The sequence below is a fragment of the Phenylobacterium sp. genome (genome assembly GCF_030654915.1).
In the GTDB taxonomy this organism is placed as follows: Bacteria; Pseudomonadota; Alphaproteobacteria; order Caulobacterales; family Caulobacteraceae; genus Phenylobacterium.
Genome location: NZ_JAURWM010000394.1, coordinates 1 through 11,343, shown reverse-complemented (window position 1 = coordinate 11,343; position 11,343 = coordinate 1). Strand labels below are relative to the sequence as shown.

The window sequence follows — 11,343 nt, the reverse complement described above, 5'->3', positions numbered from 1 at the left end:
TCGGATTTGCGGGCGCGCAGGGCCTCGGCCACCCCAGCCAGGGTCCCGCCGGAGCCGACCTCCGAGATGAAGCCGTCCACCTTGCCGTTCGTCTGTTCCCAGATCTCGGGGCCCGTGGTCTCCACGTGGGCCTGGCGGTTGGCGACGTTGTCGAACTGGTTGGCCCAGATCGCGCCGGCCGGTTCCTTGGCGTTCAGTTCTTCGGCCAAGCGCCCGGAATAGCGGACATAATTGTCCGGGTTCGAATAGGGCAGGGCGTTCACCTCGACCAACTCGGCGCCGAGCAGGCGGATGGCGTCCTTCTTTTCCTGGCTCTGGGTGCGGGGGATGACGATGGTGGTGCGGTAGCCGGAGGCCGCCGCGACCATGGCCAGGCCGATGCCGGTGTTTCCGGCCGTGCCTTCGACGATCCGTCCGCCCGGGCGCAGCAGGCCGCGTTTCTCGGCGTCGCGTATGATGTAGAGCGCGGCGCGGTCCTTGACGGACTGGCCGGGATTCATGAACTCGGCCTTGCCGAGAATCTCGCAACCCGTGGCCTCGCTCGCGCGACGCAGGCGGATCAGGGGCGTGTTTCCGATTGCGTCCAGGACGCTCTGAGCAACGGTCATGGCCGTCTACTTAGGTGGCGCGGCGGCTCAAGAACAGGGGGATCAGGCCTTGGCGAGGCTTAGCTGCACCACATTTGTTCGACCGGTGCGGAAGCCGGCCTCGCAGTAGCTGAGATAGAAGCGCCAGAGCTTGCGGAAGCGCTCGTCGAAACCGAGGTGGGTGACCTCGCCCCAAGCGCCTTCGAACCGGCGGGCCCATTCGGCCAGGGTGTCGGCGTAGTCCTCGCCGAACCGGTTAATCCCGGTCCAATTCAGGCCGGAGCGCTCGGTGATCGGTTTCAGGCGCTCCTCGGAGGGCAGCATCCCGCCTGGAAAGATGTACTTTTGGATGAAGTCGGCGCGGCGGCGATAGCTTTCGAAAAATTCGTCGCGGATGGTGATGATCTGCAGTCCGGCGCGTCCGCCGGGGACGAGGACGTCGCGGATTTTGTCGAAATAGGCCGGCCAATAGCGTTCGCCGACCGCTTCAAACATCTCGATCGAGGCCACGCGGTCAAAGCAGCCCTGGACGTCACGATAGTCGATCATCTGGATGTCGACCCGGTCGGACAGACCCTGCTCGAACATCCGTTTCCGGGCGAACTCGAACTGTTCCCTGGAGATGGTGATGCCGGTGACCTTGGCGCCGACCTCCTTGGCCGCGAACTCGGCGAACCCGCCCCAGCCGCAACCGATTTCCAGAACGCTCTGGCCGCTTGAAAGGCCCATGCCTTGGGCGAGGGTCCGGTATTTATGGGTCTGGGCCTGATCCAGGGGCTGGTCGGGATGCTCGTAGAGGGCCGACGAGTAGGTCATCGTCTGGTCCAGCCACCGCGAATAGAAGGCGTTGCCGAGGTCGTAGTGGGCGTGGATGTTCTTGCGGGACCCCTTGCGGGTATTGGCGTTGAGGCGGTGGCCGACAAAGTTGACGGCGCGTGCGACGGGATTGCCGAGCACCAGCTTGGCCAGCCGGTCGAAGTTCAGGCTAACGGCGGAGAGGACTGCCGAAAGGTCGGGGGTATCCCACTCGCCGGCCATGTAGCCCTCGGCGAACCCGATATCGCCCGAGGCCAGGACCCGCCGCATGAACCGGAAGTCGTGAATGATGATCGTGGCCTCGAAGCCAGGCTCGGCGCCCGCGATCCGAAGTTCGCGGCCGGCAGGCGTGACGAAGATGAGCTCGCCGGCTCGCCAGTTGAGCGCCATGAGCCGCGCTGCGAAGCGAAACGCCGACGGCGAACCCGCCAGTTCCGGGAGCCTGTGAAAGGCTCTGGGCGAGGCGGCCAGGGCCGCCAACGATGGTTCGTGCGCCAAGCTCATGGCTGCAACCCTCGATTTTCCACAAGCTACACTGCATTTCAGATTGAGACGAATCAACTCGGACCCTCGACCTACGGTTCCGCTCGCCGGCCGGATGCAGCCTGGGACGTTTTCGAGCTTGTGAAGCGAGCGGACGCGCGCCACTTAGGCCGCTACGGCGCTGCGACGCCGACGGCCAAAAGCTCGGGAATGTCATGACCGTACTCACGCTCAATCGCTGGAATCTCTCGATCGGCGACGGCCAACCGTTGGTCGTGATCGCCGGGCTGAACGTTATCGAGGATCTGGAACAGACCTTGGAGACCGCGCGTCACCTGAAGGTGGTGACCGCCGAGCTTGGGCTGCCCTATGTGTTCAAGGCGAGCTTCGACAAGGCCAACCGCTCGTCGGTGAAGAGCTTCCGCGGTCCAGGCCTGACGGAGGGGCTGAAGATTCTGGCGGAGGTGAAGGCGCAACTGAACGTGCCGATCGCCACCGACCTGCACGAGATCGCCCAGGCCGAGCCGGTCGCCGCGGTCGCCGACCTTGTCCAGATCCCCGCTTTCCTGTGCCGCCAGACCGATCTGGTCGTGGCGACCGCCAAGGCCACGGGCGCGGCGGGCGGACTGTTGCACGTCAAGAAGGGGCAGTTCCTGGCGCCGTGGGACTGCAAGAACATCCTGGTCAAGATCAAGGAAGTGTCCGACGTCGGGGTGATCCTCTGCGAACGCGGTAATTCGTTCGGTTACAACAATCTGATCGTAGACATGCTCGGCATTCCGGAGATGAAGAAGCTGGGCGCTCCGGTCACCATCGACGCCACCCATGCGGTGCAACTGCCTGGCGCCGATCCTCGCACGGGCGGCGCCTCGACTGGCGGCCGCCGGGATGGGGTGGCCGTCATCGCCAAGGCCGCCGTGGCGGTCGGCGCCAACGGCGTGTTTCTCGAGTTCCATCGCGATCCGGACAAGGCGCTGTGCGACGGGCCGAGCTGCCTGCCGCTGGACGGCGCCCATGACCTGCTCGCGAGCCTGAAAGCCATCCATGCGGCCGTGCAATAATCGGCGTAGGCTCTGAGCCCATGGACCTCTCGGCCCTTCAACACATCCTGTCCTCGCTGTCAGGCGCGAGGATCGCCTGCGTCGGCGACCTGATGGTCGACCGCTTCGTCTATGGCGACGTCACCCGCGTCTCGCCCGAGGCTCCGATCCCGGTGCTGGCCCGCAAACGCGAGTTGGTGATGCTGGGCGCGGTCGGCAATGTGGCGCGCAACGCCGCGGCCTTGGGCGGCGAGGTCTGCCTGGTGGGGATGATCGGCGGCGACGCCGAGGGCGTCGAAGCCTTGCGTCTGATCAAGGCAGAGGCGGGGGTCGAGGGCTTCGTCGTGACCGACGCCAGCCGTCCCACGACCCTGAAGACCCGCTTCGTCTCCGGCGGCCAGCAGCTGCTGCGGGTCGATATGGAAACCAGCGGTGCGGCCAGCGGCGATGTCGAGCAGCGGTTGATCCGCACCGTGCGCGACGTGGCGCGCGACGTCGGCGTGGTGCTGCTGTCCGACTACGGCAAGGGCGTCGTCACCGATGGCGTCATCGAGGCCTGCCGGGCCTCGGGCGCCGTGATGATCGTGGATTCCAAGGCCCGCAGCTTCGCGCGTTATGGGGCGGTTGATATCGTCAAGCCGAACGCCGCGGAACTGGCCCATGCGACCGACATGCCGACCGTGTCTGACGCCGAGATCGAGGCGGCGCTGACTCACGCCCTAACGCTTTGCGAAGCTAAGGCGATCTTGGTCACGCGGGCGGCGCGGGGCATTTCGCTCGCGGTTCGCGGCGAGCCGATACGGCACTTCCCTGGCGTTCCGCGCGAGGTCTTCGACGCCTCGGGCGCCGGCGACACCACCCTGGCGGCGCTCGGCGTCGCCTTGGCGGCCAAGGTCGATATCGCCGACGCCATCGCCTTCGCCATGCTGGCGTCAGGCGTGGCGGTCGGCAAGGCCGGCACCGCCGTGGTCACCCCCGAAGAGATGATCGAGGCCTCGATCAGCGCTCACATGGCGCCGGCCGAAGCCAAGATCGTGACACCTCAGCGGATGGCCGACGAGATCGCGCGCTGGCGGGCCAAGGGCCTGAAGGTCGGCTTCACCAACGGCTGCTTCGACATCCTGCATAAGGGCCATGTCGCCTATCTGGCGCAGGCGCGGGCCTGGTGCGATCGCCTGATCGTCGGCGTGAATTCGGATCGCTCGGTGCGCGCGTTGAAGGGTGAAGGCCGGCCGGTCAACGACCTGGAGGGCCGTGCCGTGGTGCTGGCGGGTCTGGGTTCGGTGGATCTCGTCGCGCCGTTCGACGAGGACACACCGATCGGCTTGATCGAGGCCGCGCGGCCCGACGTGCTGATCAAAGGCGCTGACTACGCAGAGAGCGAAGTGGTCGGTGGGGACTTCGTGAAGTCTTACGGCGGAGAGGTTAGGCTGGCGCAGATCGTCGACGGCTATTCGACCACGGCCGCCATTGCACGGATGCAGGAGAAGGCATGACCCGTCGGATCATCTTCGTCACCGGCGGGGCCGGTTTCATCGGTTCCAATATCGTCGCCAAGCTGGCGGAGGACTCGTCGCTGGACGTCGTCGTCTGCGATTGGCTGCACGAGGCTGAACTCGGCAAGTGGCGCAATATCGCCAAGCATCCAATCGGCGACTTCGTGGCGCCGGAGTCGATGTTCGAATGGCTCGAGAAGCGTTGGCGCGACATCGAACTGGTCGTGCACATGGGCGCGGTGTCCTCGACGACCGAGCCGGACGCCGACAAGATCGTCCATGCCAACTTCACCCTGAGCCGCGACCTGTTCCGCTGGTGCGCCGATCACCAGAGGCGGTTCGTCTACGCCTCATCGGCGGCGACCTATGGCGATGCGACCGACTTCGAGGACCGTGACGACATCGACTCGCTTGCGGCCCTGCGGCCGCTGAACACCTATGGCTGGTCCAAGGCTCTGTTCGACCTGTTCGCGGCCCGTCAGGCGGCGAGGGATTATGCGCCACCGCAGTGGGTGGGGCTGAAATTCTTCAACGTCTACGGACCGAACGAAGAGCATAAGCACTCGATGAAGTCGGTGGCGTCGCAGATCTGGCCAAAGGTCCGCGACGGCCATGGGGTGCAGCTCTTCAAGTCCTATCGCGACGGCGTGCCGGACGGCGGCCAGACACGGGATTTCGTCTATGTCCGCGATGTCGCCGACGTGGTCGGTTGGCTGGCGAAGAACGAGCAGGTCAACGGCGTCTACAACCTGGGCTCGGGCACGGCGCGGACCTTTGAGGACATGGCCAAGGCGGTGTTCGCGGCCGCCGATCGACCTGCGGAAATCGAGTACACCCCGATGCCGCCGGCCATTCGCGACAAGTATCAATACTACACCCAGGCTCGCATGGAGCGTCTGCAGGCCGCCGGCTACAATCAGCCAATGACCGGGCTGGAAGAGGGCGTTGGCGACTACGTGAAGCGTTACCTTTCGCAACCCGACCCTTACCGGTAGGGCCAGGGCGCTCATGGCCGATCGTCCTAGGGGCTTCAAGCGTCTGGTTACCGCCGGGGTGATTCTCACCTTGCTGGTGGTGGCCGCCGCCGCGTTTGTGTGGCGCGACGACATCCTGCGGACCAGGCTCGACCCCAAGGAACCGTTCCAGACCTACGATCCGCCGCCGGCCCCCGACTATGCGACCAAGGCGGCGTGGGCGCTGCTGCCGACGAATCCCGGAACGCCGTCCCCAACCGATCCCCCTGCCGACGTCTTCTTCGTGGGGCCGACCACTTTCGACGGCGGACGTCACTGGAATGCACCGATCGACGACGCCAAGGCCGACCGATTGTTCCGTCAGGTGATGGCGCCGAACTATGCTGGGCCGTTCGTTCGGGTGGGGCGGATCTTCGCGCCCCGCTACCGGCAGGCCAGCCTCTACACCTTCATGACCCTGCGCGACGACGCCAAGGAGGCCCGGCGCTTCGCCTACTCCGACGTCGTCGCCGCCTTCCGACACTATGTCGAACACTACAATCAGGATCGGCCGTTCGTGATCGTGGGGGTGGAGCAGGGTGGCAACCTGGCTGCGCGCCTGCTGGCCGAGGAGGTCGCGGCCCATCCAAAGCTGAAGGCGCAGATCGCCGCCGCCTATCTGATCCAGACCGTCGTGCCGGCGAACTCACCGCCGATTCAAGCCTGCATCGCGCCTGGCCAGCCGGGCTGCCTGGCGGCCTGGATCTCGGTGTTCGAGGGCGAGCCGGAGCGCGCCCAGGCGATCCTCGACCGGTCGCTGGTCTGGGACCAGGAAGGCCAGTTGGTCAATCTCCAGGGGCGGGTTCCGCTGTGCTTTAATCCGCTGCTTGGCGCGGCCAGCAACGCTCCGGCGCCGGCTCGCCTGAGCCTAGGCGCCGCCAACGCCACGGGCCTGGAATGGGGGGCGCGGCCAGCCTTCCTGACCCGGCAGATCTCGGCGCGATGCGAGAAGGGCGTGCTGCGCGTCTCGCGGCCAAAATCGAGCTCGCTGAGAGCATCAGGATCCTGGACGGACCGTCGCAAGGCGGTGGCCTATAACCTGTTCTATGCCGACATCGAGGCCGATGCGAAGGCCAGGGTCGCGGCGCTGGAAGCCCAGCGTTCGGCTGCGCCAAGTTAGGTACGCACTGCGGGGGATTTTGCGTGAACCAGTCGTCGCCGATCCCAGATCATCGTCCTCAAGTCGTCATCATCGGTGGCGGCTTTGGCGGCCTAGCCGCCGCGCGAGAGCTGGCCGATGCGCCGGTGGATGTGACAGTGCTCGACCGCCGAAACTATCACCTGTTCCAGCCGCTACTCTATCAGGTGGCGACGGCGGCGCTGTCGCCATCGGAGATCGCTTGGCCGATCCGGCATCTGTTGCGGCGGCAAGCCAATGCCAGCGTCCTGCTGGCCGAGGCGACCGGCATCGATCTTGAAGCAGGCTGCGTGCGGACGACGGCCGGCGACCAGCCGTTCGACTATCTGGTGGTCGCGACGGGCGCGGCCCACTCGTATTTCGGGCATCCGGAATGGGCGGAGCATGCGCCAGGACTGAAGAGCATCGAGGACGCCACGGCCATTCGCCGGCGAGTGCTGAGCGCCTTCGAGCAGGCTGAGAACGCGCCGGCTGGCGAGCGCGAGGGCTTGCTGACCTTCGTGATCGTCGGCGGCGGGCCGACCGGCGTGGAGATGGCCGGGGCGGTGGCGGAACTCGCGCGCGACGCCCTGGCCCGCGACTTCCGCAACGTCGATCCCCGTGAGGCCAAGGTGGTGCTGGTCGAGGCGGGCGAGCGAATTCTGGCGGCGTTTCCAGAGAGCTTGGCTGCCTATGCCGCGCGGATGCTGGAGCGACTAGGTGTCACGGTGATGACCCGGACAGCGGTCACGGGGTGCGGCCCCGACGGCGCCCAGGTGGGCGAGCGACATCTGGCCTCACGCACGATCATCTGGGCGGCGGGCGTGGCGGCCTCGCCGCTGGCGGCCGAGCTTGCCGGACCTCATGACCGGGCGGGGCGGGCAGTCGTGGCGGAGGATCTTTCGCTTCAGGGCCACCCCAATGTCTTCGTGGTGGGCGACGCCGCGGCGGTGAATGGGCGGGGCGGGGTCGTGGTGCCCGGCATCGCCCCAGCCGCCAAGCAAGCGGGGCGGCATGCAGCCAGGGTGATCGAGGCGCAGGTGCGCGGACGGGCGCCGCCTGGAGCGTTCCACTATCGCCATGCCGGGGACCTCGCCACCATCGGGCGCAGCGCCGCCGTGGTGCGGTTCGACGGCTTTCGCCTGACCGGCTGGCTGGGCTGGGTCTTCTGGGGCTTGGCGCACATCTACTTCTTGATCGGCCTCCGCAACCGGGTCGCCGTCGCGCTTGACTGGTCCTGGAGCTGGCTGACCCGTCAACGGCACGTACGGCTGATCATCGGCTAGGTTTGATTGACCCGCGCGGCCGCCAGGGGCCATCGTGCCGGCCCAACGCCCCGAGGGAGACAAAGCCATGACCAATCGCCAGATCGTTCTCGAGCAACTTCCGCAGGGCAAGCTGTCGCCCGACCACTTCCGACTGGCGCAGGCGGCGATCCCGGCGCCGGGGGAGGGCGAGGTCCTGGTGAGGACGCGCTACATCTCGCTGGACGCCGCCAACCGCGCCTGGATGCAAGGCGCGACCTATCGCGCCGCCCTGGCGGCTGGCGACGTGATGGCCGGCGGCTCGTTGGCGGAAGTGATGGAGAGCAAGACGCCGGGCCTCGCCAAGGGCGATCTGGTGTTCGCCGACACCGGTTGGCAGGACTATGCGGTGCTGCCCGGCAAGTCGCTGGCCAAGCTGCCAGACCTGGCTCCGATCACCCATCTGCTCAGCGTCTACGGCGTGGCCGGCCTGACCGCCTATTTCGGTCTGCTGGAGTGCGGACAGCCGAAGGCTGGCGAGACAGTCGTGGTGTCAGCAGCCGCGGGATCGGTCGGGTCCCTGGTCGGGCAGATCGCCAAGATCCGTGGCTGCAAGGTGGTGGGCATCGCCGGCGGGGCGGCCAAGTCTGCCTGGCTGAAGGACGAACTCGGGTTCGATGAGGCGGTCGACTACAAGGCCGGCGACGTTCGCCGCGCGCTGCGTGCGGCTTGCCCGAACGGTATCGACGTCTATTTCGACAATGTTGGCGGCGAGATCTTCGAGGCGGCCCTGTTCAACATGAACAATTTCGGGCGGATCGCCTGCTGCGGCGCGGTCTCGCAGTATGACGGCGCGGCCCCGCCGCACGGCCCGCGGGGGGTCCCTGGTCTGATCGTCACCAAACGCCTGAACGTGCGTGGCTTCATCGTCTCTGACTTTGACGAGCAGCGCGAGGGCGCGCTCTCGGATCTGAAAAGTTGGGTCGAGAGCGGGAAGCTGAAGGTGCTCGAGGACGTGATCGACGGGCTGGAGAACGCGCCATCAGCCCTGGTCGGCCTGCTGGCGGGCGAGAACCGCGGCAAGCGCATGGTGAAGGTGAGCTGATTTTCTAGCCCGCGTCCTTGAGTGGCGAACTCGGGCGCCAATCGAAGAGCTCCTGCAGTACCTGCAGCGCCTTGCCACGTTCGGAGGTGAGTTCCGGATCGCGGTCTATGATCATGCGGGCGTCGTCCCCGGCCGTGGCGATCAGGTCGCGGTGGGCGATCGGGTCGGCGAACACGTAGGCGGGGAAGCCCGATTGGCGCAGACCCAGCGCATCGCCGCCGCCGCGCAGTTCTAGGTCCACCTCGGCGATTTGGAAGCCGTCGTCGGTCCGCCGCAGGATATCGAGCCGCTTCTGGGCGGTCTCCGACAGCGGCGGATCGTAGAGCAGGACGCAGGCGCTCTCGCGCGAACCACGCCCCACCCGGCCGCGAAGCTGGTGCAATTGGGCCAGGCCGAAGCGTTCGGCCTGCTCGATGACCATGATGGTGGCGTTCGGCACATTGACCCCGACCTCTACAACCGTGGTCGCCACCAGCAGGCTGATCTTTCCATCGGCGAAGTCGGCCATGACGGCGTCCTTCTCCGGCCCGCTCATCTTGCCGTGCACCAAGCCGACGCCGGGGCCGATTTTCTGGCGCAGTTCGGCGGCGCGCTTCTCGGCCGCCTTCAGGTCAATCAATTCGGATTCGGAGACCAGCGGACAGATCCAGAAGGCCTGGGCGCCCTGGGCGATCACATCGCGCAGGCGGGCCTCGACCTCCTCAACGCGGCTCATGGGCACGGCGCGCGTGGCGACTGGGGTGCGGCCCGGCGGCTTTTCGTCGATCCGCGAGACGTCGAGGTCGCCATAGACGGTCAGTTCGAGGGTGCGGGGAATCGGGGTCGCCGACATGGCGATCAGGTGGACGGCGTCCCCCTTGGCCTGCAGCCGCTGGCGCTCAGCCACGCCAAAGCGGTGCTGCTCGTCGACGACGGCCAGTTGCAGGCGCTGGAAGTTCACGTCGTCCTGGAAGAGCGCGTGCGTGCCAACGGCGACCTGGACGGCCCCAGAGGCGAGGGCGCGCAGCTTCTCGGCCCGGGCAAGACCCTTGTCGCGGCCGGTGAGCAAGACGGCGCTGATGCCGTGGTCGGACAGCGGTCCTGATAAGGTTTCGAAGTGTTGGCGGGCGAGGATCTCGGTCGGCGCCATCAAGGCGCTCTGGCCGCCACCGCCCGCAACGTCAGCCATGGCGAGCATCGCCACGACCGTCTTGCCCGACCCGACATCGCCCTGGATCAGCCGGCTCATCCGTTCACCGGCGGCGAAGTCATGCCGAATATCGGCGAGCGCGCGCTCCTGGGCGCCGGTCAGGCTGAAGGGCAGATCGGCGCGGACCTTGGCGGATATCTCGGCGGGAACGATCTTGGCGGCCGGTTCCCGGCGGCGGTCGGCCTTGCGCTGGGCCATCGCTAATTGGTGGGCCAGGAGTTCGTCATAGGCCAGACGGCGGACGTGCGGGGTCTGCGGCGCCAAGTCGATTTCGCCAGCCGGTGAGTGGAGCCGAACCAGGGCCTCGCGCCAGCTCGGAAGCTGCTCGCGGGCCAGCCAGGCGGGATCCTGCCACTCGGGCAGCTCGGGCGCCCGCTCCAGGGCTTCGAGCACGAACTTGCGGACCGTGCGGGCCGGGACGCCGGCCGTGGCGGGATAGACGGCCTCGAAGAGCGGGATCTCGTCCACTCGTTCGGGCGGCAGGATATAGTCGGGATGGGCGATCTGAAGGTTCAAGCCGAAGCGCTCGACCTTACCGCTGACGACCCGCTTGGCGCCCAGGGGGTGCTTCTGCTCAAGCTGGCCGCCAAAGCTCCCGAAGAAGACCAAGGTGAGAATCCCGCCTCCGTCATAGGTCTCCACGCGCCACGGCTGCTGGGGGCCGCGGGGCTTCTTGAAGGCGTCTATCTGAACTTCGAAGATCTGGGCCGCGCCCTCGACGGCGGTGTTCACGCTGGCCCGCGTGCGCTGGACCACTGAGTGCGGCGCCAGGAACAGGACGTCGCGCACGACCGGACCGGCCAGCTTTTCCAGCAAGGGAGCCACGCGGACGCCAACCCCTTTGAGCGAGGTGATGGGCGCGTAAAGCGGAAATAGAATCTCAGGCCGCATGACGGGAACATAGCGCGACCATGGACAGGGTGCGGCGCCCGTGATGATCTTCTTTCAAACAAGGGGGGAATTCCAATGCGTAGCGCGTTCATCGCGACGGTCGCCGTCGTTCTGCTGGCCGGTTGCGGCCAATCTTCGGACGCCGCCAAGACCGCCGAGGTCGCAGCTCCGGTCGCGCCACCGGCGGTGCCGGTCGACGCCAGCTTCGCCGGGTTCTCCAAGCCCAAGGGCGACGACCAGTTCGGCTACTATCTGCCTGCCGCCGAGGTGAAGGTCGGCAACTACCGGCTCGACAATCTGCACGTCGCCGGACAGCTGGGCTTCGGCGACTGGGAGCGGGGCGAGCGGACCAAGACCTATGG

General features: G+C 66.8%; 9 protein-coding genes and 1 pseudogene. 7 read left to right on the top strand and 3 right to left on the bottom strand.

The features are described 5' to 3' along the window. Together Q7T84_RS20855 and Q7T84_RS20850 are read right to left on the bottom strand one after the other, a co-directional pair. Window positions 1–608: pyridoxal-phosphate dependent enzyme (locus Q7T84_RS20855; RefSeq protein WP_304813043.1), on the bottom strand; the 608-nt coding region annotated here is incomplete at its 3' end. A 42-nt stretch (window positions 609–650) separates the two neighbouring features. Next, window positions 651–1,907, bottom strand: coding sequence for a cyclopropane-fatty-acyl-phospholipid synthase family protein (locus Q7T84_RS20850; protein WP_304813040.1), 1,257 nt, complete (start codon window positions 1,905–1,907; stop codon window positions 651–653). A gap of 194 nt (window positions 1,908–2,101) precedes the next feature. Between Q7T84_RS20850 and kdsA the strand changes: the two genes are divergently transcribed. From kdsA to Q7T84_RS20820, 6 genes are all read left to right on the top strand, one after another. Beyond that, complete coding sequence (gene kdsA, locus Q7T84_RS20845; protein ID WP_304813036.1) at window positions 2,102–2,947, top strand: 3-deoxy-8-phosphooctulonate synthase; 846 nt, start codon at window positions 2,102–2,104, stop codon at window positions 2,945–2,947. Between the two features lie 20 nt (window positions 2,948–2,967). Further along, window positions 2,968–4,422, top strand: a complete 1,455-nt coding sequence (gene rfaE2, locus Q7T84_RS20840) for a D-glycero-beta-D-manno-heptose 1-phosphate adenylyltransferase (RefSeq protein WP_304813034.1) — start codon at window positions 2,968–2,970, stop codon at window positions 4,420–4,422. Next, the gene (gene rfaD / locus Q7T84_RS20835) at window positions 4,419–5,417 is read left to right on the top strand and encodes an ADP-glyceromanno-heptose 6-epimerase (RefSeq protein ID WP_304813031.1); all 999 of its coding nucleotides are present in this window, start codon (window positions 4,419–4,421) and stop codon (window positions 5,415–5,417) included. The genes rfaE2 and rfaD overlap by 4 nt, the downstream gene beginning before the upstream one ends. Before the next feature lie 13 nt (window positions 5,418–5,430). Next, complete coding sequence (locus Q7T84_RS20830; protein ID WP_304813028.1) at window positions 5,431–6,555, top strand: DUF3089 domain-containing protein; 1,125 nt, start codon at window positions 5,431–5,433, stop codon at window positions 6,553–6,555. 23 nt (window positions 6,556–6,578) lie between these two features. Beyond that, window positions 6,579–7,838 carry an NAD(P)/FAD-dependent oxidoreductase gene (locus tag Q7T84_RS20825; RefSeq protein WP_304813025.1) on the top strand — a complete coding sequence of 420 codons (1,260 nt, stop codon included), beginning with the start codon at window positions 6,579–6,581 and terminating at the stop codon, window positions 7,836–7,838. Between the two features lie 67 nt (window positions 7,839–7,905). Further along, window positions 7,906–8,901, top strand: a complete 996-nt coding sequence (locus Q7T84_RS20820) for an NADP-dependent oxidoreductase (RefSeq protein WP_304813022.1) — start codon at window positions 7,906–7,908, stop codon at window positions 8,899–8,901. Between the two features lie 4 nt (window positions 8,902–8,905). Here the strand turns inward: Q7T84_RS20820 and recG are convergent, their stop codons facing one another. Beyond that, window positions 8,906–10,981, bottom strand: coding sequence for an ATP-dependent DNA helicase RecG (recG, locus tag Q7T84_RS20815; protein WP_304813020.1), 2,076 nt, complete (start codon window positions 10,979–10,981; stop codon window positions 8,906–8,908). A gap of 75 nt (window positions 10,982–11,056) precedes the next feature. Here recG and Q7T84_RS20810 point away from each other — a divergent pair. Continuing rightward, window positions 11,057–11,343 (top strand): annotated as a pseudogene (locus Q7T84_RS20810) (hypothetical protein); the annotation flags it as partial.

Excerpts from the sequence above, each read along its gene's own strand:
- Q7T84_RS20850 (WP_304813040.1), bottom strand. The coding sequence starts at position 1,907 with ATGAGCTTGGCGCACGAACCATCGTTGGCGGCCCTGGCCGCCTCGCCC.
- kdsA (WP_304813036.1), top strand. The coding sequence starts at position 2,102 with ATGACCGTACTCACGCTCAATCGCTGGAATCTCTCGATCGGCGACGGC.
- rfaE2 (WP_304813034.1), top strand. The coding sequence starts at position 2,968 with ATGGACCTCTCGGCCCTTCAACACATCCTGTCCTCGCTGTCAGGCGCG.
- rfaD (WP_304813031.1), top strand. The coding sequence starts at position 4,419 with ATGACCCGTCGGATCATCTTCGTCACCGGCGGGGCCGGTTTCATCGGT.
- Q7T84_RS20830 (WP_304813028.1), top strand. The coding sequence starts at position 5,431 with ATGGCCGATCGTCCTAGGGGCTTCAAGCGTCTGGTTACCGCCGGGGTG.
- Q7T84_RS20820 (WP_304813022.1), top strand. The coding sequence starts at position 7,906 with ATGACCAATCGCCAGATCGTTCTCGAGCAACTTCCGCAGGGCAAGCTG.
- recG (WP_304813020.1), bottom strand. The coding sequence starts at position 10,981 with ATGCGGCCTGAGATTCTATTTCCGCTTTACGCGCCCATCACCTCGCTC.